A 25,741-nucleotide genomic window follows, 5' to 3' on the forward strand; every position below is an offset into this window, starting at 1 on the left:
ATTATTCAAACTGCCATTAAGCAAGGCAATCAAGAAATGGGTGCGTCGGTAGTTGAAATGGCAGAAGCCGAATACATGGTAACCAGTACTGGCTACGTAAAAAGTGTCGCTGATTTAGAAGCTATTCCTTTAGGTATAAACGCTAACGGTACTGCACTACAGTTACGTGATGTTGCTAATGTGCGTCTAGGTCCGCAAATGCGCCGCGGTGTTGCCGAGCTTAACGGCGAAGGCGAAGTGGCTGGTGGCGTAGTGGTTATGCGCTTTGGTGAAAACGCGCAAAAAACCATAGAGCTCGTTAAAGCTAAATTAGAGTCACTTAAAAAAGGGCTACCAGAGGGGGTTGCAATTGTACCTGTGTACGATCGCTCTCATTTAATAAAGGACGCAGTTGATAACCTTACCTCTAAATTGACGGAAGAGCTTATTGTAGTGGCTTTAGTGTGTGTGGTGTTTTTATTTCATGTACGCTCATCGCTGGTGGCTATTATTACCTTACCGTTAGGCATACTCACCGCTTTTATTATTATGTATTGGCAGGGGATTAACGCCAATATCATGTCATTAGGCGGGATTGCTATAGCGATTGGTGCCATGACCGATGGTGCGATTGTGATGATTGAAAACATGCACAAGCACATGGAGAAAAAACCGCTAACAGATGAAAACCGTTGGCAAGTGGTGATTGACTCTGCCAGTGAAGTAGGGCCTGCGTTATTTTTTAGCTTATTAATAATTACAGTGAGCTTTATGCCGGTATTTATTTTAGAAGCTCAGGAAGGGCGAATGTTTGCGCCATTGGCGTACACAAAAACCTATGCAATGGCGGCCTCTGCGGGATTAGCAATTACCTTAGTACCCGTACTGATGGGTTATTTTATTCGCGGTAAGGTGATATCTGAAAATAAAAACCCAGTTAACCGTTTATTGGTAAATAGTTATAAGCCGCTGTTAAATATAGTATTAAAATTTCCAAAAAGCACCTTGCTGGTTGCGCTAGTTATTACTTTAGTGGGCTTTTATCCGGTTAATAAAATAGGCAGTGAATTTATTCCACCTCTTGATGAGGGGGATCTAATGTATATGCCGACTACTTACCCAGGAATTTCAATTGGTAAAGCACGCGAGCTATTGCAGCAAACCGATAAATTGATTGCCAGTGTGCCTGAGGTAAAAACCGTATTTGGTAAAATTGGACGAGCGGAAACGGCAACTGATCCGGCACCACTGACCATGATTGAAACCTTCATACAGTTTAAGCCTAAAGATCAGTGGCGCGAAGGCATGACCACTGAAAAACTCAAACAAGAGCTGGATGCTTTAGTTAAGTTTCCTGGGCTGACTAACGCTTGGGTAATGCCAATTAAAACGCGGATAGATATGCTGGCTACAGGGATTAAGACCCCTGTGGGTATAAAAGTAGCGGGGCCAAATTTGAATGAGATTCAAAAAATAGGTCAACAAATAGAGATATTACTTAAAGATCTTCCCGGTACGGCGTCTGTTTACTCAGAGCGTGTAGCGGGTGGGCGTTATATTAAGGTAGATATTAACCGTGAAAAAGCAGCGCGCTACAGTTTAAATATTGCTGATGTGCAACAAGTAGTCGCAACCGCTATTGGTGGCATGAACGTGACTGAAACGGTTGAGGGTCAAGAGCGCTACCCGGTTAATATTCGTTATCCGCAAGCGTACCGTGACTCCCCCGAAGAACTGATGCTTTTACCTATAGTTACTCCAACGGGGCAACGAATTGCACTTGCTGATGTGGCGGATGTATTTATTAGTGATGGTCCGCCTGGCATAAAAAGTGAAAATGCCCGTTTAAATGGTTGGAGCTTTATTGATATTAAAGATACAGATATTGGTAGCTATGTAGCAAATGCTCAGCAGTTACTAAACGAGCAGCTTACTTTACCTGCTGGATACTCTATAACTTGGGCTGGGCAATACGAATACATGGAGCGCGCTAAAGCTAAACTGAGTTATGTGTTGCCGCTAACCTTAGCCATTATTGTAGTGCTGCTTTATCTTAACTTTAGAAGCTTCACCGAGGTATTTATCATTATGGCGACTTTACCACTAGCAATGATAGGTGGCATTTGGCTAATGTACTTAGAAGGCTTTAACTTCTCTGTTGCTGTGGGGGTCGGCTTTATTGCTCTTGCAGGGGTGGCTGTAGAAATTGGCGTTATTATGTTGGTGTATTTAAACCAAGCGTATAAAGCGCAGGTAGAGGCCGCTTCTCAAGTGGGAAAAAGCCTGAGTATTGAGCAGCTTAAGCATGCCATATTAGAAGGCGCCGGTTTACGTGTTCGCCCGGTAATGATGACGGTAGCAACCATAGTAATTGGCCTATTACCTGTGTTATATGGCACCGGTACGGGGAGTGAAGTAATGAGCCGTATAGCGGCACCTATGGTCGGTGGTATGTTCAGTGCTATTGTTTTAACACTGCTGGTGTTGCCTGCTGTGTATTTATTGTGGCGAAAGCGAAACCTATAATATTTACATTGGTTGTGTAACTTGTACTGAAAATATCAGTACAAGTTAGGCAACCTTTTTTTATCCACTGATTTTATTGTGTTTTTTATTGGCATGATTCACGCATCTATTTAATCATTAGGGTTAAAAAGTAAGGAACGCACATGCAAGTAAAAACAATTCAAGAAGTGTTCGATTGGACCGTTCAATTTCATACACAAATGGCGGCTAATTTCTTTAGTGTTAGGGAGTTAATGGGTGAGCGAAATGTGGCGCTGGCTGATTATTGTGTTGATTATGAAAAAAAGCTCGCAGAGGATTTAATTGGATTCAAGGCAATCAGCGAAATTAATACCTTAAACACCTACTGTTATGAATACTTTTTAGAAAATAAAGATATTGTTCAATTTACTGATTTAGACCGAGACCAAGATCTTAATGCACAAGCGATTCAAGAATACTTATCTACGCAGCATCAAAAAGTGCTGGATGTTTATAGTTACTTATCGGATAAGGCTCAATCGCCCGAGGCGCAAGAAAAGTTAAATCAGCTTCATGAATTAGAAGAGCAAGGTTTGAAGCAAATGATGCAAAGCATTAATCGTCATGCTGATATGTAGTTTTAAGAGTTACTTATAAAAAGGGCGCTATAGTTAGCGCCTTTTTTGTGTTTTGAATAATAAAGCAAATTTAATTTTGCTCTATATCAACCACTAAGTCGCTAGTAATTGATTCAAGTGCGTTAATAACCTCTTCTTTATTCAGTCCGTTAGGTAGGCTCACGGTGGCAACGGCACTAAATATAGGCACTCCCCAGTTTGGCGCACTTTGCTGCCTAGAATTTAAGTTTGTAATATTCGCGCCTTTATGGCGAATAACACTTGCCAGCTCTTGCACTATACCTGGGCGATCATTACCGGTGATCACAAAATTAAGTTGCTCCAGCTCTACAGGCTCAATTTCAATGTTACCCTTTTCAATACGAACATCTAACTTAGGAAGCCCGTTAAGCGCATCTTGAAATGTCTGCAAATGCTCTTCAGCTACTTCAACTTGAATGATGCCTGCAAAGTGACCGAGTAAGTGACTTAAATTACTGCTTAACCAATTGCCGTGGTTTTCCAATATAACCGATGAAATACTTTCTACTAAACCGGGGCGGTCTTCCCCTAAAATAGTTATTACCAACTGCTTCATAATAGTTCTCTTTTTTAAGCCCAAATGAAAAAAATAAATGCATAGGCATTAAGTGATGCGATCTAATGTATGTGATTCTAAATGTATGTAAAAGCTAACCACAAAAGGATTGTTACAGCTTAAGAGGTTACTTTATTGTTGTTATATTAGATGCCCATTGAGTATTGTCTTGGATAAATAGTTTGTCCAATTAATAATTGATTTAGTTCATTAATAACGCATAAATAAATACAATTACTACTACAAACAATACTTTAATATTATTTAAAATCGCAACTTAGCCTAAAACCCGCTCATAAAGCTGAAAATTTAATCTGCAAAGATGAACAGACTCTGTATAAGTAAAGAATTATTACGACTGTAACATTACTGTCACTTTGATGAAATATAATGCGCCCAACGTTAAGATATAAGGGTGTTTTGATGACTTCAAATCCGAATAAACCGACTTTTAATACGGATCGAAGCCGTCTATTTAAAGACCGGTTTGCTAAGTTTGGCATAACCGCAGGCGGTATAATGGTATTAATAGCACTGCTATTAATCTTTTTTTACCTTCTTTATGTAGTGCAGCCTATTTTTGAGTCAGCCAAAGTTGAAAAGCGCGCTAGCTTTAATGTTGCTAATACTGAGCAAATAGTAGGGCTTGGTGTTGAAGAGCAAACTGAGGTTGCTTACTTACTTGATAATCAAGGTGAAGTTAACTTCTATAGTGTTGATAAAGCACAGTTTGGTAAAAAACTAAAAACACTTAATGCCACTTTACCCGCGCAGGTAACCAGCTTTGCAAATAGTGCTCCTTTTCAAGGGCATTATGCATATGGCTTAGAAAACGGCACAGTGACTATTGTCGCGCCTAAGTTTTTAGTTACCTTCCCTAATAATGAACGTAAATTAACCCCGCGTTTAGGTTATCCTCTGGGGGAAATGGCACTCGAAGTTGATGAGCAAGGTGCCGCTATTAAGCGTTTTGCCTTTAGCCATTATGAAGACAAAACAGCCGTGGTGGCACTTACCGCCGATAAACGAGTGGTATTTAGTAGCTTTGTAGCCGAAGAAAACATGTTCACTGGTGAAGTTGAATGGCAAGTGGAACGCACTGAACTTAACGTTGATGGTCGCGTAGATGAGCTATTAATGTCGCCAGATACCACCCGCACCTTTGTTCGTTCTGCTAATCAAATTTACGTATTCGATACTCGCTACCCAAGTGAAGTTGAGCAAATTCAATTATTATCTGCCAATGAAGAAAACGCCAATATAGTGTCATCGCAATTATTGGCGGGTGCAAACTCACTGATGTTGGCCAATGATAATGGTGAAATATCGCAGTGGTTTGAAATCAATACAGATTCAGGGCGTGAGTTTCAAAAAATCCGTTCATTTGAAACGACTAAGCAAAGTAAACTGAATATTTTTACCGAGTTTTACCGTCGCACCTTTTTTACAACCGGTCAAAATGGTGAATTAGGGCTTTATTACACAACCAGCGAAGCAAAGTTATGGCAAGGTAAAGTCAGTGACGGTGCAATTGAACAATTTGCTATTGCTCCGCGTTCAAATGCGGCGCTAATTTTAGCTGATAATAAGCTAACGGTTTTAGAAATTCATAACGAGCACCCAGAAGTAACGTGGTCAGCGCTTTGGCAAGAAGTGTGGTACGAAGGCTACCCTGAACCCGGCTATATTTGGCAATCTACTTCTGCCAGTGATGATTTTGAATCGAAATTTTCACTAGTACCTATTTCATTTGGTACTTTAAAAGCAGCGCTTTATGCGATGTTATTTGCAGTACCTATTGCTATATCAGCCGCTATTTATACTGCTTATTTTATGTCGAGCGAATTGCGTCGCGTGGTTAAGCCGACGGTTGAAATAATGGAAGCTCTACCAACGGTTATTCTAGGCTTTTTAGCTGGCTTGTGGTTAGCGCCTTTAATTGAAGAGCACTTGCCGGCTATTGTTGGTTTACTGGTGTTACTGCCATTAGGTATTTTAGCAACGGCGTTAGGCTGGACTAAATTACCTGCGGTTATTCGCCATAAAATTCCTGAAGGTTCACATTCAATTTTACTAATACCTGTGGTGTTATTTATTGGTTGGTTGTCGTTTGCGATGAGCGAAAGTATCGAACTATGGATGTTTGATGGCAATGTGCGTCAATACCTAACCAATGAATTAGGCATGACCTTCGATCAGCGTAATTCATTAGTAGTAGGTATTGCGATGGGCTTTGCGGTTATTCCCACTATTTTCTCAATTGCCGAAGATGCGGTATTTAGTGTGCCTAAGCATTTATCAAATGGCTCATTGGCATTAGGTGCTACGCAGTGGCAAACGCTAATTCGCGTGGTGTTACTAACGGCCAGCCCAGGTATTTTCTCTGCGGTAATGATGGGATTAGGCCGTGCCGTAGGCGAAACTATGATTGTACTTATGGCTACCGGTAATACCCCGATTATGGATTGGAGTATTTTCCAAGGCATGCGTACTTTAGCCGCTAATATCGCCGTCGAAATGCCAGAGTCGGAAGTAGGGAGTTCGCATTACCGAATTCTATTCTTAGCCGCCTTTGTATTATTCATATTCACCTTTATTTTCAACACCGTTGCTGAGTTTGTTCGTCAGCAGCTGCGTGAAAAATACAGCTCAATGTAAGTGGAGAAACACGACATGGTAAAGCAGTGGTTTAGGTCTGGTTCTCCTTGGATTTGGATGACCGGTGGTGCTGTCAGCATCAGTTTAATTTCAGTAATTGGTTTACTCGCCATGATTGCATGGAAGGGGTTAAGCTTTTTTTGGCCATCTCAAGTTATGCAGTATGAGCTTGAAGGCTCAATTGCGAAGCAAACCGTTATTGGTGAAATTTATGACCGTGAATTGGTACCTAAGTCGCGTTTAGCGGCAACCGGTATTGATGTTTCTAAATTTGAAAAAGATGAGGTTGAGCGTTTACTAATTAAAACAGGTAACCGTGAGTATGTTGATTTAGATTTTCGCTGGATACTCGAAACCGATATTAAACAAAGTTCAGCACCCAAAGCACTCGCGGTATTCGAGCGCAGTAAAAACGGTAATTTTTACGGGTATGTAGAAAGCGTCATTAAAGACGGTCAGACGGTAACAGCAGATAAAGTAGAAACCTTACATGACCTTGTAGAGCGTGCAGTCGACTTAAATGACGAAGCGCTTGATTTACAAAATGGCGACATAGGACATATAAACTATGAGCTAGAGCGTTTACGTTTACAAGAAAAAGCCTACTTGCTTGATAACGAGCTAACTGACGAGCGTGTTGCTGAGCTTGCTCAAGCGCGTGCTGATTTACGTGCACAATATGGTGAATTAGAAAAAGAGCTATTCGCACTGCGTAAACAAGCTAAGCGTGATCAAGTAACCGTAAAAGATATGCGTGGTGAGGTTGTTACTATCCCGCTTTATCAAGTGTTGGATGTATGGTTTCCAAACGATATGGGCTTTTTTGCTAAACTAGGTCATTACTTTGTGCAGTTAGGTAAGTTTGTTTCAGATGACCCACGTGAAGCCAATACCGAAGGTGGCGTATTTCCTGCTATTTTTGGTACGGTATTTATGGTGATGTTAATGGCTGTGATTGTAACGCCATTTGGCGTGGTTGCTGCTATTTACTTACATGAATATGCGGCTAAAAACGCAATTACTAAAATGATCCGTATTGCGGTTATTAACTTGGCGGGTGTTCCGTCTATTGTATACGGTGTATTTGGCTTAGGTTTCTTTGTTTATATGGTTGGTGGTAGTGTTGACCAATTATTTTATCCAGAGTCATCGCCTACCCCTGTGTTTGGTACCCCAGGTGTTTTATGGTCAGCACTTACCTTGGCGATATTAACGTTGCCAGTAGTGATAGTGTCTACCGAAGAAGGTTTATCTCGTATTCCAAGCACGGTCCGTGATGGTTCGCTAGCACTGGGCGCGACTAAGGTAGAAACGCTATGGCGAATCATAATTCCTATGGCCAGTCCTGCAATTATGACGGGTTTAATTTTAGCGGTTGCTCGTGCAGCGGGTGAGGTTGCACCACTTATGCTGGTGGGTGTGGTAAAAATGGCGCCAACGCTGCCGCTTGATGGTAACTTCCCATATATACATTTAGACAGAAAATTCATGCACTTAGGTTTTCATATTTACGATGTTGGCTTTCAAAGCCCGAACGTTGAAGCAGCGCGTCCGCTGGTATATGCAACGGCCTTTTTGTTAGTGTCGGTTATTATTACCCTTAACATCACCGCCATTGGTATACGTAACCATTTACGTGAAAAATTCAGATCGCTTGAGCATTAATTTAGTATAGGTAACAAACATGATTACAGTCGCTCCAAAAGTAAACCAAGCAAAGCCAAGCTTGAAGTTAGATTTAAATAATTTAACAGACGAACAAAAAGCGCTAGAAATTAAAGATCTCGACCTTTACTACGGTGATAAACAAGCACTGAGTAAAGTAAATATGAACATTCCGAAAGGCCAAGTAACGGCATTTATCGGTCCGTCGGGTTGTGGTAAGTCAACTTTGCTGCGTTGTATTAACCGTATGAATGACTTGGTTGATATTTGTCGCATAGAAGGCGAAATAATGCTGCACGGGCAAAATATTTACGACAAAAGCGTAGATGTTGCTGCGCTTCGTCGTAATGTTGGCATGGTGTTTCAGCGTCCAAACCCGTTTCCTAAATCAATCTACGAGAATGTGGTTTACGGTCTTCGCCTGCAAGGGATTAAAGAAAAGCGTAAGCTTGATGAAGTGGTAGAGCAATCGCTACGTGGTGCGGCTCTTTGGGATGAAGTAAAAGACAGACTTCACGATAGCGCATTTGGTTTATCGGGCGGTCAGCAGCAGCGTTTAGTTATTGCTCGCTCAATTGCGATAGAGCCAGAAGTATTATTACTTGATGAACCAACATCAGCACTCGACCCGATTTCAACTTTAGTGATTGAAGAACTAATTAATGATTTAAAGAATAAATTTACTGTGGTTATTGTTACTCATAACATGCAACAAGCAGCGCGGGTATCTGATCAAACCGCGTTTATGTATATGGGTGAGCTCATTGAGTATTCAGATACCAATACCTTATTTACCACACCAACGAAGAAAAAAACTGAAGATTATATTACCGGACGCTACGGCTAGTCGGGTTAAAACGCTAAAACAATGAATTATTAAAGAAGGTCATTATGGAACACAACATTAATAAACATATTTCTGGTCGTTTTAACCAAGAGTTAGAAGATGTGCGAAACCATGTACTGAGTATGGGTGGGTTGGTTGAGCAACAACTTAATAGCGCGCTTGATGCAGTTAGCAAAAACGATGCGGTATTGGCACAAAAAGTACGTGAAAACGACTACAAAGTTAATGCAATGGAAGTCAGTATTGATGAAGATTGCACCCGTATTATTGCTAAGCGCCAACCGGCAGCCAGTGATTTACGTTTAGTAATTGCAATAGCAAAAACCATTGCTGATTTAGAAAGAATTGGTGATGAAGCTAAGCGAATTGCTAAAGTTGCACTAGACTCATTTACTAAGGATCAACAAGATTTATTAGTAAATATTGAAAATATGGGTCGCCAAGTATCTAAAATGCTGCATGACGTTTTAGATGCATTTGCACGTATGGATGTGCAACGTGCATTTGAAGTGCATAAAGAGGATGCTAAAGTAGATAGAGAGTATGAAGCTATCACCCGTCAAATAATGACGTACATGATGGAAGATCCGCGCTCAATTCCAAAAATCATGGATTTAGTATGGTCTGTTCGCTCATTAGAGCGTATCGGTGATCGTTGTCAAAACATCGCTGAATATGTCATTTATTTTGTAAACGGTAAAGATATTCGTCATACATCTCAAGAAGATATTGAAAAATCACTGTAGTGATACGAATAACTAGAAAATAAGAAAGGCAGTAATACACTGCCTTTTTTATTTTTTGTAAATAATTGAATGAGAAAAAGCGTTCACAATCTAGCTTAATGCTGTAAAATTCACGCTGAACAGCATATTGAATTGATTAAAGGGTCAGTTATGCCAACAAATTTTTTAGGTGTTTTTGCAAAATCACCTATAAAACCAATAGAAGAACACATCAGAAAAGCGCATCAAGCAAGCGAAAGTTTGATACCTTTTTTTAATCATGTTTTTAAAGAAGAATGGCAACAAGCTGAAGAGCTACGTTTAACTATTCGTAATTTAGAACGTGAAGCCGATGAAATGAAAAGAACTATACGCTTACAACTACCTGGCGGATTATTCATGCCGGTAGAGCGTACAGACCTTCTCGAATTAGTAACCCAACAAGATAAAATTGCTAATAAGGCAAAAGACATTGCTGGGCGTGTAATTGGTCGTGAGATGATCATACCAAAAGAGATTCAAGAAGACTTTTTGGCGTATGTAACTCGTTGTGTTGATGCAACAAAACAAGCATCTAAAGCGATTAATGAATTAGAAGAATTGTTAGAAACGGGCTTTAAAGGCAGAGAAGTTACTCTGGTTGAAAAAATGCTCGTAGAATTGGATGCCATAGAACAAGACACGGATGAAATGCAAATTAGAATACGCCGCCAACTACGTAAAGTAGAAAGTGAGCTAAATCCAGTAGATGTAATGTTTTTATACAAAATCATTGAATGGGTTGGCGAGCTTGCAGATATTGCAGAGCGCGTAGGATCACGTCTTGAGCTGATGTTAGCTCGTTAATTTAAAATCAGTTCAAACACGAAAGATTAAGGTTACACAATGGATATCATTGCATCTTACGGCACGGTATTAATTTTAATTGCCGCAGCAGTCGGCTTTTTTATGGCTTATGGTATTGGCGCAAATGACGTTGCCAACGCGATGGGTACATCAGTAGGTTCAAAAGCACTTACCATTAAACAAGCGATTTTTATCGCGATGATTTTTGAGTTTGCAGGTGCTTATTTAGCCGGTGGTGAAGTAACATCAACAATTCGTAAAGGGATTATTGATGCGGCCCCATTTGCCGACATTCCTGAATTGATGATTTTAGGTATGATCGCCTCTTTATTTGCCGCGGGCAGTTGGTTATTAATGGCCTCGTTTTTAGGCTGGCCGGTATCGACGACTCATTCAATCATTGGCGCTATTATTGGCTTTGCTCTGGTTGCAGTAGGCACAGAGGCTATTCAATGGGGTAAGGTTGCCGGTATCGTAGGTAGCTGGATTGTAACGCCGGCGATATCAGGTTTTATAGCGTACTTAATATTTATGAGTGCGCAAAAGCTGATATTTGATACAGACGCTCCACTTAAAAATGCCAAGCGCTTTGTACCAATATACATGGGTTTAGCTGGCTTTATTATGGCACTTGTGACCATTAAAAAAGGCTTAAAGCACATTGGTATTAATTTAGGTACCTTTGAAGGTTTTGCTATTTCTATAGGTATAGCGGTACTAGTTGCTGTTATTGGTAAAATTGCGATTTCTCGTTTAAATATCGATCCTAAAGCGGATAGAGAAATGCAGTTTAACAATGTAGAAAAAGTGTTTGCAGTACTTATGGTGTTAACAGCCTGTTGTATGGCATTTGCTCATGGTTCTAATGATGTTGCTAACGCAATTGGACCACTAGCTGCTGTTGTAAACATTGTTGAAAATAACGGTGAAATTGCGAAGAAAGCGGCTATTGCTTGGTGGATATTACCACTGGGTGGTTTAGGCATTGTTGCCGGTCTTGCTATTTTAGGCAAAAAAGTAATTAAAACCATTGGTGAAGGAATTACACATTTAACACCAAGCCGTGGTTTTGCTGCTGAATTAGCCGCGGCCTCTACGGTTGTTATTGCATCGGGCACAGGCTTACCTATCTCAACTACACAAACCCTAGTGGGTGCCGTGTTGGGTGTAGGAATGGCACGTGGTATTGCCGCACTTAATATGGGTGTAATAAGAAATATTGTAGTTTCTTGGGTAATTACATTGCCAGTTGGTGCTGCCCTTGCTATTGTTATTTTCTACGTACTAAGAACCGCTTTTGGGGTTTAATAAAAAGTACTTAAAAGACTTTTAGCTTGAAAAGATCTCAACGCCCTTGGTGTTGGGGTCTTTTTATTTGTGGAAAGAAAAATGACCAATCTCCCTAGTATAAAGCAGCTACAGTATTTATTAGCTGTGCATCAGCATCAACATTTTGGCCGCGCAGCAAGTGCCTGCTTTATTGGCCAGTCAACGCTGAGCACCGCAATTCAAAATTTAGAAGAGACCTTAGGGTGTCAGCTTATAGAACGAGAAAATCGCAGCCTTATGTTTACCACTATTGGTGAAGAGGTGGTTGAGCGTTCAAGAAAAATTATTAACGACACTATTAGCTTAAAAGAGCTTACCAAAAGCTTTTTAACGCCGCTTAGCGGCACATTAACGGTCGGTGTTATTCCCACGATTGCGAGCTTTATTGCAGCGCCTCTTTATCACTTTTGTCAGCAAACGTTTGCTGACTTAGAGTTAGTTTTAGTGGAGGATACCAGCGACAAGCTACTTGATAAGTTAGAGCATGGGCAAATTGACTTGGCACTATTAGCGCTGCCCTACGAAACCGATAAATTTCATACTCAAGTACTTGCACAAGATCATTTTAGCTTAGTGCACCATAAAGACTACACACCAGCTAAAGGCATTAAAGACTTTAATTTACTACCAGAAGCGAGTGTATTTTTACTTGAGCGAGAGCACTGTATGACAGGGCATGCGCTCAGTGCGTGCCATTTAAACCGCTCTAGCTGTATAAATCCCTTTGAGGCAGCTAGCTTACATACTTTATTGAGTATGGTTGAGTATAAACTTGGCGTGACTTTTTTACCGCAAATGGCGATTAACGCGGGTATTTTAGAAAACAAAAACATGCTTGCTACGCCATCACAAGGTGATGCCTATCGTGATATTGGTGTACTGTGGCGCAAAACAACGGGGCGGATTCGTGACTTTAAATTGTTTAGCCAACAGTTAGAGGTCTTTTTGAAAAAGCAGTGCAGTGTTGATTTTAAGTAACGTAAAAAAAAGCGTATTAGAGGTAATACGCTCAATAACACAGGGAATTAAAGTGGCTGCTTGTGCTGGCCATGGTAGCTCTCTAGAGGCGGTAAAAACAATAAGTAAACCCACACAACAACATTGAAGTAAGGCACCAGTCCAAGCACTGTAAAGGTTTTTACAGGGTAGCCTTTAATCTGAGCATACTTGTAACATTGAAGCGCAATAGCAAAGTGTATAAACAATAATAACGTGATTAGTTGCGTCATAAACATCCTCCTTATGACCAAATGTCCATCTTTAAGAGTATAGACATCTAGACGATAAGAAATAAAGATGTCATGTAAAATCAAGGTAATCACTTAATTTTCATGACATTGTGCTGCCGATAAGCAAAGTATAGGTTAGATGGGCAATTTTGGTAGTAATAAATTGCTTAAATTTGTTTATTAATGTTTATAGTGATGTGAGGGTATCTTGATAAAAAATAGGGTTGTTCTTTATTTTTTCTAATTCAATCAGTACCTTGTCGATAGGGACAGGGCGAGCAATAAAATAGCCTTGCCCGTAGTCTACGCCTATTTCTTTGAGTGCAAAAAATACTTCAGCGGTTTCCACATATTCAGCCACAGAGCGCTTATCTAGTGACCGACTGATGTCATTTATGGCTTTTACTAGCGCTAAATCAATGGAGTCGTTAAGCATATCACGGACAAATGAGCCGTCAATTTTTACATGTTGGGCTGGTAATTGTTTAAGATAATTAAAGGTACTAAATCCGGTACCAAAGTCATCAATCGAAAAGTGGCAGCCTAAATTATTTAACCGTTCAATCATTTTACGAGTGGCAGCCAAATTATTAATGCTAGCCGATTCGGTTATTTCAAAAATAATTTTTGACGGAGGCACTTGATATTTTTCGAGGCTCGACTCTATTAACGGCAGTAAACGCTCATCTAAAAATGACTGTGCCGATAAATTTATTGCAACCTGAAGAAGCTCTGGGTGCGCAGCAACACTTGCAATACTGTTACGAATAACACATTGATCCATTAAAAAGGTGTCGTTAAGCATTTCCAATGAGGGAATAAACTGATTTGGGTAAATAAGTTCGTCGTCGAGCTTTAATCTCAGTAGTACTTCAAAGTAAGCAACCTGATTAGTTTTAAAATCCCAAATGGGTTGATAATGAAGTTCTATACTGTCTTGTTGTAGAGCTTGGCGTACGCCATGACCCCATTCTAAGCCCGTTTGCAGCGCATTGTTTTCACCATCTTGTTTTGAATAACAATGTACTAAGTTACGGCCTAAATTTTTAGCAATATATAACGCAATATCTGATTGCTTTAAACATTCATTTGGGTCGCAATTATCAGCAGTAATTTGTGTTAAGCCAATAGAGCAGCTAATTGAATACACTTGATCTTCTGACTTAAATTGGTTGCCCTCAATGGCACTACAAATCCCCTCTGCAATTAAATGTGCATCTAATAAATTGGTGTTTTTAAGGATCACCGCAAACTCATCGCCACCCACACGGCAGATCAGGTGCTCATTACTAATATTGGCAATAAACAGTTGTGCCACTTCTTTTAAAACAATATCGCCTTGTTGGTGGCCTTTACTGTCGTTGATTATTTTAAAGTGATCAAGATCGATATAAATAAGCGCATGCTCAATATTTGCATAGGTATTTTCGCTTTGGCAAATATAGTTAAGTTGTTGGTCAAAGTAATAACGATTATGTAGGCCGGTTAACGTGTCATGCAATGCTAAATGGCGTAATTGAAGCTCAGCTTGCTTACGCTCATGAATATTATCGAGTGTGGCGGTAATGGTCGCGTTATTACTGCTATTTTTTATTAGCTGGAGGCGGCATTCAACCCACACCGAATTGCCGTTTTTTTGTTGCAGTTTAACTTCTATTTTTTGTTTATTTGCGCCACCTTGTAAAATGTCATCAATAGTGGATTGTAACGACTGTTTATACTCTTTGGTACAAAATGCAGTTAATGGCTGTTTCAAGGTCGATTTAACCCCAAAACCACTCAAAGACTCCCATGCAGGGTTTATAAAGCGAATATTGCCTTGCTGGTCTAGCTCAAGCACCACGGTATTTAGGTGCAATAAAATACGTTGATGTGCTGAAAACAGGTCGCGATACTTTACTTCACTAATACTTAATTGCTGCACTTTATTGGCAAACTCAGCATAGCTGACCATAAAGTCTTCACGACGAGCTGCGTGGTCACAGACTTTATTTAAAAATGAGGGGTCGTAAGGGGCGCGAATAAAGTCGGTAACGCCTGAAAGTAATAACTGCTCGGCGTAATCGGCATCGTTTTTATCAATAATAGTAACAATGGCTTGCTGAGGGTTATGCTGCAGAATTTTTTCGACTAATTGATTTGAGCTTTCTGCTTGTGCCGCTGTGGCATCCAGTAGCACGATAGCAAAAGGCTGCTGATTATAAGCACTTAGCGCCGCTTTCTCAGTTGTAACATGGGTGATAGCAAAGTTAAGTTTTAATTGCTCACTCATGTCGTTTGCTCTGCTGGCAAAGGGTTCTAATAACAACAGGTTTAAGCGACTACTTTTTTCTAAATGGCTCGACAACACATTTGCGAGTATTTGCGGCAGAATATCTTGGCGCTCAAAAGGCAGTACCGCATCTATGCCATAGCTACGTGCGGTAGTTTCGGCGATACGCTCACAATAAATCGGCGGAATTAGCAAAATAGGCGTATTTTTAGGCGTGTTTAGTAATCCAGAGCGGATCATACGGGAAAACCGCCAACCATCAATTTTACCTACGTCTAAGCCGGTTATGATTATATTTACGCTTTGATTTTTTAATATTTTTAGGGCGTCTTGGCTGTCTGATGCTTCAATGAACTCAAACACATTAAGCCTCTCTAACGTGGCACGAATAGTCTGGCGCTCATCATTACTTGCATTCAATATTAGCAATTTAAGCTGTTTTGCCACGTAGGTACCACTCCGAGAGATGCAGATTATAAAACAGTAAGAATAATGATATTTAGCGATAAGAACAAGCGTATTTATCTTAGAGATGCCTTAAATATATCGATCATAATTAAATCTGTCTTTAGCAATAATTGCTTCTACTTAAATAAGTGTAAAAAGCAATTCCATTATAGTGGAATCGAGCACGTACCTTGTGGTTGTTTAAGTATAGATATACACTTGGCGCGATTTTAAATGATGTGGAATTCTAACAATGCGCGTAGCTGATTTTAGCTTTGACTTACCTGATGAATTAATTGCTCGTTTTCCTAAAGCAGACAGAACCAGTAGCCGTTTATTGAGCTTAGACGGGCCGAGTGGTGCTGTTGAGCATAAAATATTTAGTGACATTCTTGAGCTTGTAAACGAAAACGACTTACTGGTTTTTAATAACACCAAAGTAATACCTGCGCGTATGTTTGGTCAAAAAGAATCTGGCGGTAAAGTTGAGGTGCTGGTAGAACGCGTATTAGACGAACACCGCGTGCTCGCTCACATTCGCGCGAGTAAATCGCCAAAGCCGGGTAATGTACTCATTTTAGAGGGCAAAGCAAAAGCTATTATGGTGGCACGCCACGATACTCTGTTTGAGCTTGAGTTTGACCGCAGTGAAAATGTGCTCGACATTTTAAATGATGTGGGTCATATGCCGCTTCCTCCTTACATTGACCGCCCAGATAACGAAGCGGATCGTGAGCGTTACCAAACGGTATATGGTGAAAAGCCAGGCGCGGTTGCGGCACCAACAGCAGGCCTTCATTTTGACGATAAACTCATGACTGCACTTAAAGGCAAAGGCGTACAAATGGCGTTTGTTACCTTGCATGTTGGCGCAGGTACATTCCAGCCAGTTAGGGTAGAAAGTGTTGATGAGCACATCATGCACTCTGAATATATTGAAGTACCGCAAGATGTGGTGGATGCGGTTGCAAGCACTAAAGCCAAGGGCGGGCGTGTGATTGCGGTAGGTACAACTTCAGTTCGTTCACTTGAGTCGGCAGCAAAAATACATGGCGGCAAGTTAGATACTTACTTTGGTGATACCGATATTTTTATTTTTCCGGGTTATCAATTTAATGTTGTTGATGCCATGGTTACCAACTTCCATTTACCTGAATCAACCCTAATCATGCTGGTCAGTGCCTTTGCAGGGCAAGACAATATTATGGGTGCTTACAATACTGCGATTGAACAACAGTATCGCTTTTTTAGCTATGGCGATGCGATGTTTTTGACCCGTAAATAATTTACAGCGTTATCGGTTTTTATTTTACTCCCAAGCACAGTGAATTTATCACTGCTAATAGTAATAGGGTGGTAAAAAGGGTAGAATCGAGCGGTTAAATTATAGCTTGTTGGACTGTTTTTCCGACACAGAGGATATTATGAAATTTGAATTAGACTGCACCGATGGCAAAGCACGCCGCGGTCGCTTGATTTTTGACCGAGGTGTAATAGAAACACCAGCGTTTATGCCTGTAGGCACTTATGGCACGGTTAAAGGCATGACACCTGATGAAGTTAAAGCAACGGGTGCACAAATCTGTTTAGGCAATACATTTCACTTAATGTTGCGCCCTGGCACTGAAATCATCAAACAGCATGGTGATTTACACGATTTTATGAACTGGGACTTCCCAATTCTTACTGACTCAGGCGGTTTCCAAGTATTTAGCCTTGGCGCAATGCGTAAAATCACTGAAGAAGGCGTAATGTTCCAATCGCCAGTTAATGGTGATCAAATTATGATGTCGCCAGAGAAATCAATGGAAGTGCAGCGTGATCTTGGCTCAGATATCGTGATGATATTTGACGAATGTACGCCATATCCTGCCACTGAAAAAGAAGCCAAAGACTCTATGGAGCTTTCTCTTCGTTGGGCTAAGCGCTCAAAAGAAGGGCATGGCGACAACCCGTCAGCATTGTTTGGTATTATTCAAGGCGGTATGTATCCTGAGCTTCGTGCACAATCACAAGCGGGCCTTGAAGAGATTGGTTTTGATGGCTATGCGCTTGGTGGTTTATCGGTTGGTGAACCTAAAAATGAAATGATTAATATTCTTGATCATTGTGCTTATAAAATGCCAGAAAACAAACCACGTTATTTGATGGGTGTTGGCAAGCCAGAAGACTTAGTTGAGTCGGTTCGTCGTGGTATTGATATGTTTGACTGTGTAATGCCAACGCGTAATGCACGTAATGGTCACTTATTTATTACAACGGGTACCATTAAAATCCGTAACGCAGTGCATAAAACAGATACGGGTCCACTTGATCCTGAGTGTGATTGCCATACCTGTAATAATTATTCGCGCGCCTATTTGCATCATTTAGACAAATGTAACGAAATTTTGGGTGCACGACTAAACACTATCCATAACTTACGATACTATCAACGTGTTATGGAAGGTTTGCGTAATGCTATTAGCGAAGGTCAACTAGAGACATTTGTCCACGATTTTTACGCTCGCCGAGGCCAAGAAGTGCCAGAGCTAGCTGATACAACAAATTAAAATTTAAAAATTAAAGAGGAAGTATTATGAGTTTATTTATTTCAAACGCACATGCAAGCGCTGGCGCACCTGCGGCAGGCGGCGGTATGGAAATGCTAATTATGTTAGCGATTTTTGGTTTGGTTTTTTACTTTTTAATTTACCGCCCGCAAGCAAAGCGTGTAAAAGAGCATAAAAGTTTAATGAGTGCGATGGCAAAAGGCGATGAAGTGCTAACCCAAGGTGGTTTAGTGGGTAAAATCGTAAAAATTGCCGATGATAAAGACTTCATCGTGATCTCATTAAATGAGCAAGCAGAAGTAACAGTACAAAAATCAGCGGTATCTGCTGTATTGCCTAAAGGCACAATGAAGTCGCTATAAAAATAATAAGGACGACCCCGTGTTAAACAAGTTTCCAATTTGGAAGTATTTACTTGTTTTAGCTGTGTTAGCCATTGGCCTTTTATATGCTTCACCAAACCTGTATGGCCGCGATCCGGCCATACAGGTTTCTGGCGCTAAAGGCACCGATGTTGACCTCAGTGTTGTAGACAAAGTAAACGCAATCCTCAAAAAAGATAACGTTAGCGCTAAATCGACAAAGCTCGAAGACGGGCAAATTCTTGTTCGCTTTAAAAACGTTGAAGACCAACTTAAAGCGCAAGACTTACTGCGTAACTCGCTTAGTAACGATTATATCTCAGCAATTAATATGGCTCCTGCACAACCGGCTTGGTTAAAGTCGCTGGGCGGTAATCCTATGAAGTTAGGCCTAGATCTAAGTGGTGGTGTGCATTTCACCATGGAAATCGATATGGTCACTGCGGTGGATAATCAGTTAGAGCAAATGGAGCAAGATTTTCGCAGCGACCTGCGCGAAGAAAAACTACGTTATCGTAGTGTGCGCCGTGTAGCTGGCACTGAGCGTATGCGTGTAGAAATGCGTAACGAAGAAGATAAAGACGCTGCAGAGCGCTTTTTAGAAAGTCGTTACCCTCTAAACGTTTACATTGATGATAGCAGTAACGATAACGCATTCTTTGCCACCATGAGTGAGCTAAAGCTAAAAGAAATTCGTGACTACGCTATCAAGCAAAACGAAACGATTATTCGTAATCGTATCAATCAAATTGGGGTTGCAGAGCCAAACGTACAGCGCCAAGGTGCTGAACGTATTATTGTGCAATTACCAGGGATTCAAGATACCGCTCGCGCTAAAGAAATTTTAGGTGCTACGGCAACGCTTGAGTTTCGTGAAGTTGACGAAAATGCTGACATAAGCGCGGCTGCTCAAGGTCGTATCCCTCCGGGTACTGAAATGATCATGAGTCGTGATGGTTACCCTGTAGTACTAAAAAAACGCATTATTCTTGAAGGCAGCCATATTACTGGCGCGCAGTCAGGTGCGGATGAGTACCAGCGCCCACAAGTAAGCATTAAACTCGATAGTAAAGGTGGGGCAAAAATGAATGCCTTTACCAAGCGTGCTATCGGTAAACGCATGGCTACCGTGTTTATTGAATACAAGCCATCGGGTAAAAAAGACAGTGACGGTAAAGCGCTTCCGCCAATTAAAGTGGAAGAAGTTATTAACGTGGCAACGATTCAAGCGCGTCTTGACCGTTCATTCCGTATTACCGGTATTGATAACCCAGCTGAAGCACATAACTTAAGTTTACTACTCCGCGCGGGTGCACTGGTTGCGCCTATTCAAATTGTAGAAGAACGTACGGTTGGGCCAAGCCTAGGTCAAGAAAACATCGAAGCAGGTATGACCGCTGTAGCTCTTGGCTTTGCGTTTGTACTGGCCTTTATGCTTATTTACTACAAAGGTTTTGGCCTTGTTGCGAATATTGCACTGGCTGCCAACTTAGTACTTATTATTGGTGTAATGTCGTTAATTCCAGGTGCAACGCTTACCCTACCGGGTATAGCTGGTATTGTACTGACTGTTGGTATGGCAGTTGATGCGAACGTACTTATATTTGAGCGTATTCGTGAAGAGTTAGCCGATGGCCGCAGCCCTCAACAAGCGGTTCATTTTGGTTACGATAGCGCCTTTAGTACTATTTTTGATGCCAATATCACCACATTAATTGCGGCGATTATCTTGTTTGCTGTTGGTACCGGTCCTGTTGCAGGTTTTGCGGTAACCCTAGCAATTGGTATTTTAACCTCTATGTTTACAGCAATTATAGGTACCCGTGCGGTGATCAACCTATTTATTGGTGGCAAACGTGTTGATAAACTTTCAATTTAAGGAGCAGACATGCAAATTTTAAGATTGGGCGGAAAAACCCTTCGTTTCATGTCTCTTCGAAAAGTGGCAATGGGCTTTTCTACGTTATTAATTATAGCGTCGCTGGCGTCACTTTTTGTTAAAGGCTTAAATTTCGGTTTAGATTTTACCGGCGGTACCGCGGTTGAGGTGGGTTTTTCACAACCAGCCGATCTGAAAAAAGTTCGTAATGTACTTGCTGAAAACGATTTTGCTGATGCATCGGTACAGCTTTTTGGCTCAAGCCAAGAGATACTGGTTCGTTTAGCCCCTCGTGGTGACGATGTAAAAGCAGAAGTGATTGGTAACCAAGTGATTGCTGCTCTTAAAAAAGCTGATGATAGCGTAGTAATGCGCCGTATTGAGTTTGTAGGCCCAAGCGTAGGTGAAGACTTAAAAGAGCAGGGTGGCCTTGCCATGTTAACTGCGCTTATTTGTATCTTAATTTACGTGGCATTTCGCTTTGAATGGCGTTTTGCTGTGGGCGCAGTTGGTGCGCTTTTACACGATGTAATTATTACGATTGGTTTGTTCTCGGTACTTGGTTTAGAGTTTGATCTAACTATTTTGGCAGCAATACTCGCCGTGATAGGTTATTCACTAAACGATACCATTGTTGTATCAGACCGTATTCGTGAAAACTTCCGTAAAGTACGTATTGACGACACTGTTGAGATTATTGATATCTCGCTTACGCAAACACTTAACCGTACCTTAGTAACCTCAATAACCACTATTTTAGTATTGATTGCGTTATTTGTATGGGGTGGCCAAACCATTCATGGCTTTGCCACTGCACTACTATTTGGTGTGTTTATTGGTACTTATTCTTCAGTTTACGTTGCCAGTTCGGTGGCTATTGCCATGGGCGTAAGCAAAGAAGATTTAATACCAGAAGTGATTGAAAAAGAAGGCGCTGATTTAGATCCAATGCCTTAATTGAGATTAAATTATTCTTAAAACAAAACCGCTCCTAGTGAGCGGTTTTTTATTGCCTTCCAGATAAGTCACATAATAGTCATACTCAGTTGGTATTTTATTGCTCTTATTAAATTTTTATCCGAGCTAGTAGTGACAGAGCAACGACAAGTCTTAGAATCAATTATACAACAAGGGGCAATAACAACCTTGTTCCAACCTATTTTCGATATAGCTAAGCAATCTATTATTGGGTATGAAGCGCTGAGTCGAGGCCCTAAAAATAGCCCATTAGCCATGCCAAATAAGCTATTCGAAACGGCTCATAAATATCAATTGATCTCAGAGCTTGAGCTTTTATGCCGCTCTCGCGCCATTGAAAATTTTGTAAAACTCAGTTTACAAGGGAAGTTATTTTTAAATGTCAGTCCAAAAATTTTACTCGATCCGAGCCACCCTAAAGGAGAAACCTTACATTTAATTGAGCAGTTTGGTCTTGCAGCCAATCGAGTGGTGATTGAAGTCACCGAACAAGAAAAGGTAGATGATGGTTTTTTACTGTTAAAAACCATCGCGCATTATCGAGAGCTAGGCTTTACTATTGCTATTGACGACCTCGGTGCAGGTTATTCCGGACTAAAGCAATGGTCGCAGTTATGCCCAGATATTGTAAAAATTGATCGTTACTTTATTGATCATTGCGATCAAAGCGAAGTTAAAAAAGAATTTTTAAAATCAATTATGGTGTTAGCGCGGGCAACAAATACAGCGGTGATTGCAGAGGGAATTGAACGTCCTGAAGAGCTAGATTTAGTTAAAAGTATAGGCATAAATCATGTTCAGGGGTTTTTGTTAGAAAGACCGAGTCAACAGCCAAGTTATGACTATAACTGTAAACAGTTACAATCACTCACTTCGACCCAAGCCGCCTCAAAGTTTGAGCAATCAATGGCAATAGGTGTGCTTGCTGTTGCTCAGCCTGCTATTAGCAGTCATACGCGTTGTAAAGAAGCTCATGCACTTTTTGAGCAAGACAAAAGCATAATCAGCTTACCGGTATTAAATAGCAGTCAGCAGCCTATAGGGCTGTTACACAAAGATCAGCTAACAGAAGTGTTTGCCGCGCCTTATGGGCACGCGCTTTATGATAAGTGTGAAGTCACAGAGTTAATGGATAAACAACCTCTGGTGGTTGATGAAAATCAAATGCTTGATATTGTCTCCCAGCAAATAACAGAGCAAGATTTTGATATTCGTCGTCATATTGTTATCACCTGCAACAATAAATATTTAGGCTTGGCACCGCTCAGAGACATACTAAAGCACATTACAGCAGAAAAAATCCGCCACGCCCAACATGCTAACCCTTTGACCATGTTACCGGGTAATGTGGCAATTAGTGAGGTAATAGAGCAGCGTCTGCAACATAAACAGCCATTTTCACTAGCCTATATCGATTTAAATCACTTTAAACAATTTAACGATTTGTATGGTTATGCCAGTGGTGACAGCGTGATAAAACTTCTGGCCGATGTGACTGTAAAAGCGTGTGCGCACAGCGCTAACTTTGTCGGACATATTGGCGGCGATGATTTTATGGTGGTGTTTGAAAAAAAAGATGCGGTGGAAGTTTGTAATACTATTATCACGCAATTTGAACTGCAGTCACGCGTGTTTTTTACGCCAGAGCATATTGCTGAAAAAGGGTATTGGGCAACTAATAGAGAAGGCGAAAAGCAGTTTGTGCCTTTACTTACATTATCGATAGGTTTAGTTGAGCCTGATCTGCAGCAGTGTAAAAATAGTCATCAAGTGGCGGCATTAGCAACCGATGCAAAGAAGGAAGCTAAGCGCTTCAAACACAGCTACCTATTTATTTGTAATCGCAGAAGACCCGCTCCCGCTGTTGTACGTTTATCCAATAGTAAAAAAAGTGGCTAACAAAAAGCAAAAAAGGAGCCAAGGCTCCTTTTTTTAGTACGTAATTACGATTAACGTAATAACGACTCAGATAATACTGGACGCATTTCACGAACGATCGCTTGTGTTAGCTTAGGTGCACCACAGATTACGTTACCGCTCACGTTGTAGTTATTACCGCCAGCAAAATCAACAACCATGCCGCCAGCTTCTTTAACTAATAACTCACCTGCTGCTGTATCCCAAGGTTTTAAACCAATTTCAAAGAAACCATCAACACGACCCGCTGCAACATACGCCATATCTAGCGCAGCAGAGCCTGCACGACGAATATCAGCTGTGTGAACAAATAACGCTTTAAACGCTTCAGAATAGGCATCTAAGTGATGTTTTTGTTTGAAAGGAAAACCTGTAGCAAGAACAGAACCGGCAAGTTCAACCGTTTTAGATACGCGTAAACGTTTGCTGTTTAACTGTGCGCCTTGACCGCGAGAAGCAGTGAAAAGCTCACCACGAATTGGATCGTAAATTACTGCTTGGTCTAAACGACCTTTAACTTTAAGTGCAATAGATACTGCGAAATGAGGGATACCCTTGATGAAGTTAGTTGTGCCATCAAGTGGGTCAACAATCCATTGGTAATCAGCATCCTTACCTTTGTGTTCGCCTAACTCTTCACCAACAATGCAGTGATCAGGGTAAGAACGTAAAATAGTGTCACGAATTACGGCTTCGGCTTCTTTATCAATGTTAGTAACTAAATCGTTGGTGCCTTTTTGTTGCACTTCAACTTTTGATAAGTCTTCACTTGCACGAAGAATAAGTTTGCCTGCGTTACGCGCAGCGCGAACCGCAATGTTTAACATTGGATGCATGGTATTACCTTTGGGTTGTAAAAGAACGTTTATATATTTAAGCCGGCGTATTTTAGCGGTTTTTGCCATAAAGTAAACCATAAAGCCTAAATACTTGTGAGTGTTTTTTGTACAGCCATGATCTTTCACTACATTTTTTTGAAATAAAAACAGGCAATAAATTTATGAATGAGCGCTTTACCTAAAGTTAGCTTGAGGTTTTATGATGTTCTATATTCAATTAACAGGAAGAAAATTATGAAATTAGAACACGTAAATTTAGTTGTCAGTGATATAAACGCCATGCTTAAGTTTTACCAAGCAGCGTTTCCCTATTGGTCAATTAGAAGTGAGGGAGAAGGAACCTGGTATGGTAAAGCAAGACGCTGGATACACTTTGGTAATAACGAGCAATATATTGCTATTAGCGATCATGGAGAAGGTGAAAACCGTGACTTATCAGGGCATCAAATTGGTTTGGCACATTTTGCTTATGTCACTAATAACTTAAATGCAGTAATAACGCGCTTAAAGCGTGCGGGCTTTGCAATAAGTAAGCAAGGCGCTGAAAATCCATTTAGGAAGAATATATATTTTATTGACCCCGCAGGGTTTGAGGTTGAGTTTGTAGAGTACATGAGTGATATACCCAGTGAGCGTAATAACGATTTATAATATGGATGAAGCCAACTATTTTGGCTTCATCAAATGTTTAGCATATTTAATAATGTTTACCATTCATGCCAAGTTGAGTTTTTAAATCATTTGCAAAGCTAATAAATTTTTCTTTAATAGTGCGTTTAACTTTAACTTCCACAGAGCCTAAAACAGTTTTTCCTTCAATGTGAATTGTTGGCCCTTGGCGTTTATTGAGTGACACGGTTTTATTTTCAAAACTGCCTAAAATACAAAACATTTTAGAAACTACATTAACGTGCTCTGGTACATATATTTCTTCGCTACCAAAGTAACAATTAACGTGAATAGTGACATGTTGGTGGGTAAAAATAGCATCCGTAAAATCAAGATTGATAGATCCCATGTAGTTTTCTATATAAATGTTTTGAGGCACTACCCATTGGCCGCTTCGTTCACTTGAGCCAAGAATGCTTCTTAATGTAAGTGGTTCTTCACTCCCCTCATGCTGCGCGCTATAATTAGGTGCAAACTGAGAGTGCTTTTGCGCCTTATATTGCTGGTCAGTATTTAAGGTTAAATCTTCAACGAGATCCATAAGTGCTTTATTGTCACTCGCTGCCATGGCGTCGTCTAAGCGCCTTTCAAATGCTTCTACAGAAATAACACCATGGCTGTAGTTATAAATGAGCTGATCAATCACTTGCTCACGAACTTGCTCAATAGGGCGGTCTTCAATTTTAACAGACATTTAAATTATCCTTTTATGATTGCTGGTTATTTCAAAGCAAGCCTTATACCAAATATTAAATTGTTTAAATTCAGTGATTTATGATTTTGGGTTTTTGATTCTTTATTATATTAACGACATATTAACCAAATATACAATTATTTAGTAAGTTT

21 protein-coding genes are annotated in these 25,741 nt (G+C 40.5%); 16 read left to right on the forward strand and 5 right to left on the reverse strand.

Annotation, left to right across the window (positions count from 1 at the left end):
- Together P20311_RS15940 and P20311_RS15945 are read left to right on the forward strand one after the other, a co-directional pair.
- A partial coding sequence (locus tag P20311_RS15940) for an efflux RND transporter permease subunit (RefSeq protein WP_036985275.1) occupies positions 1-2,505 on the forward strand: 2,505 nt, incomplete at its 5' end.
- 143 nt (positions 2,506-2,648) lie between these two features.
- Positions 2,649-3,104, forward strand: coding sequence for a hypothetical protein (locus tag P20311_RS15945; protein ID WP_008114806.1), 456 nt, complete (start codon positions 2,649-2,651; stop codon positions 3,102-3,104).
- Positions 3,105-3,174: 70 nt separating this feature from the next.
- Here P20311_RS15945 and P20311_RS15950 read toward each other — a convergent pair whose 3' ends face one another.
- Positions 3,175-3,681 (reverse strand): glycine cleavage system protein R, encoded by a 507-nt coding sequence (locus P20311_RS15950; RefSeq protein WP_008114808.1) that lies wholly within the window; start codon positions 3,679-3,681, stop codon positions 3,175-3,177.
- A 423-nt stretch (positions 3,682-4,104) separates the two neighbouring features.
- Between P20311_RS15950 and P20311_RS15955 the strand changes: the two genes are divergently transcribed.
- The 7 genes from P20311_RS15955 to P20311_RS15985 all read left to right on the forward strand — a co-directional run bounded on the left by P20311_RS15955 (position 4,105) and on the right by P20311_RS15985 (position 12,729).
- Positions 4,105-6,339, forward strand: coding sequence for an ABC transporter permease subunit (locus tag P20311_RS15955; RefSeq protein ID WP_008114809.1), 2,235 nt, complete (start codon positions 4,105-4,107; stop codon positions 6,337-6,339).
- 15 nt (positions 6,340-6,354) lie between these two features.
- Positions 6,355-8,004, forward strand: a complete 1,650-nt coding sequence (pstA, locus tag P20311_RS15960; protein ID WP_008114811.1) for a phosphate ABC transporter permease PstA — start codon at positions 6,355-6,357, stop codon at positions 8,002-8,004.
- A gap of 19 nt (positions 8,005-8,023) precedes the next feature.
- Positions 8,024-8,851, forward strand: a complete 828-nt coding sequence (gene pstB / locus P20311_RS15965; protein WP_008114812.1) for a phosphate ABC transporter ATP-binding protein PstB — start codon at positions 8,024-8,026, stop codon at positions 8,849-8,851.
- A gap of 44 nt (positions 8,852-8,895) precedes the next feature.
- Entirely contained in the window at positions 8,896-9,597 is a 702-nt protein-coding gene (phoU, locus tag P20311_RS15970; RefSeq protein WP_008114815.1) for a phosphate signaling complex protein PhoU, read from the forward strand.
- Between the two features lie 150 nt (positions 9,598-9,747).
- Positions 9,748-10,422, forward strand: coding sequence for a TIGR00153 family protein (locus P20311_RS15975; protein ID WP_008114817.1), 675 nt, complete (start codon positions 9,748-9,750; stop codon positions 10,420-10,422).
- Positions 10,423-10,461: 39 nt separating this feature from the next.
- Positions 10,462-11,730, forward strand: coding sequence for an inorganic phosphate transporter (locus P20311_RS15980; RefSeq protein WP_008114819.1), 1,269 nt, complete (start codon positions 10,462-10,464; stop codon positions 11,728-11,730).
- 81 nt (positions 11,731-11,811) lie between these two features.
- On the forward strand, positions 11,812-12,729 hold the full coding sequence (locus P20311_RS15985) for a hydrogen peroxide-inducible genes activator (protein WP_008114821.1): 918 nt from the start codon (positions 11,812-11,814) through the stop codon (positions 12,727-12,729).
- A 47-nt stretch (positions 12,730-12,776) separates the two neighbouring features.
- Here the strand turns inward: P20311_RS15985 and P20311_RS15990 are convergent, their stop codons facing one another.
- On the reverse strand, positions 12,777-12,980 hold the full coding sequence (locus P20311_RS15990; protein WP_008114823.1) for a hypothetical protein: 204 nt from the start codon (positions 12,978-12,980) through the stop codon (positions 12,777-12,779).
- A 187-nt stretch (positions 12,981-13,167) separates the two neighbouring features.
- Positions 13,168-15,699 carry an EAL domain-containing protein gene (locus P20311_RS15995; protein WP_008114824.1) on the reverse strand — a complete coding sequence of 844 codons (2,532 nt, stop codon included), beginning with the start codon at positions 15,697-15,699 and terminating at the stop codon, positions 13,168-13,170.
- A gap of 253 nt (positions 15,700-15,952) precedes the next feature.
- Between P20311_RS15995 and queA the strand changes: the two genes are divergently transcribed.
- The 6 genes from queA (at position 15,953) to P20311_RS16025 (ending at position 23,369) form a co-directional block, all read left to right on the forward strand.
- A complete protein-coding gene (gene queA / locus P20311_RS16000) occupies positions 15,953-16,984 on the forward strand; it encodes a tRNA preQ1(34) S-adenosylmethionine ribosyltransferase-isomerase QueA (protein WP_008114826.1) in 1,032 nt (343 codons plus the stop codon).
- A gap of 139 nt (positions 16,985-17,123) precedes the next feature.
- Positions 17,124-18,251 (forward strand): tRNA guanosine(34) transglycosylase Tgt, encoded by a 1,128-nt coding sequence (gene tgt, locus P20311_RS16005; RefSeq protein WP_008114828.1) that lies wholly within the window; start codon positions 17,124-17,126, stop codon positions 18,249-18,251.
- Positions 18,252-18,277: 26 nt separating this feature from the next.
- Positions 18,278-18,613 (forward strand): preprotein translocase subunit YajC, encoded by a 336-nt coding sequence (gene yajC / locus P20311_RS16010; RefSeq protein ID WP_008114830.1) that lies wholly within the window; start codon positions 18,278-18,280, stop codon positions 18,611-18,613.
- Positions 18,614-18,632: 19 nt separating this feature from the next.
- Entirely contained in the window at positions 18,633-20,492 is a 1,860-nt protein-coding gene (gene secD, locus P20311_RS16015) for a protein translocase subunit SecD (protein WP_008114832.1), read from the forward strand.
- A 9-nt stretch (positions 20,493-20,501) separates the two neighbouring features.
- Positions 20,502-21,449 carry a protein translocase subunit SecF gene (secF, locus tag P20311_RS16020; RefSeq protein ID WP_008114834.1) on the forward strand — a complete coding sequence of 316 codons (948 nt, stop codon included), beginning with the start codon at positions 20,502-20,504 and terminating at the stop codon, positions 21,447-21,449.
- 132 nt (positions 21,450-21,581) lie between these two features.
- Positions 21,582-23,369: a bifunctional diguanylate cyclase/phosphodiesterase gene (locus P20311_RS16025; protein ID WP_008114836.1), complete on the forward strand. Its 1,788-nt coding sequence runs from the start codon at positions 21,582-21,584 to the stop codon at positions 23,367-23,369.
- Positions 23,370-23,419: 50 nt separating this feature from the next.
- On the opposite strand, the gene suhB is transcribed toward P20311_RS16025, so the two are convergent.
- The gene (suhB, locus tag P20311_RS16030) at positions 23,420-24,223 is read right to left on the reverse strand and encodes an inositol-1-monophosphatase (protein ID WP_010391751.1); all 804 of its coding nucleotides are present in this window, start codon (positions 24,221-24,223) and stop codon (positions 23,420-23,422) included.
- A 237-nt stretch (positions 24,224-24,460) separates the two neighbouring features.
- On the opposite strand from suhB, the gene P20311_RS16035 reads away from it, so the two are divergent.
- Complete coding sequence (locus P20311_RS16035; protein WP_008114838.1) at positions 24,461-24,877, forward strand: VOC family protein; 417 nt, start codon at positions 24,461-24,463, stop codon at positions 24,875-24,877.
- 46 nt (positions 24,878-24,923) lie between these two features.
- On the opposite strand, the gene P20311_RS16040 is transcribed toward P20311_RS16035, so the two are convergent.
- Positions 24,924-25,589 carry a LiaF domain-containing protein gene (locus P20311_RS16040; protein WP_008114839.1) on the reverse strand — a complete coding sequence of 222 codons (666 nt, stop codon included), beginning with the start codon at positions 25,587-25,589 and terminating at the stop codon, positions 24,924-24,926.
- Positions 25,590-25,741 lie beyond the last annotated feature (152 nt).

Origin of the sequence: Pseudoalteromonas sp. BSi20311, assembly GCF_000239875.1 — a bacterium.
Classification (GTDB): domain Bacteria; phylum Pseudomonadota; class Gammaproteobacteria; order Enterobacterales; family Alteromonadaceae; genus Pseudoalteromonas.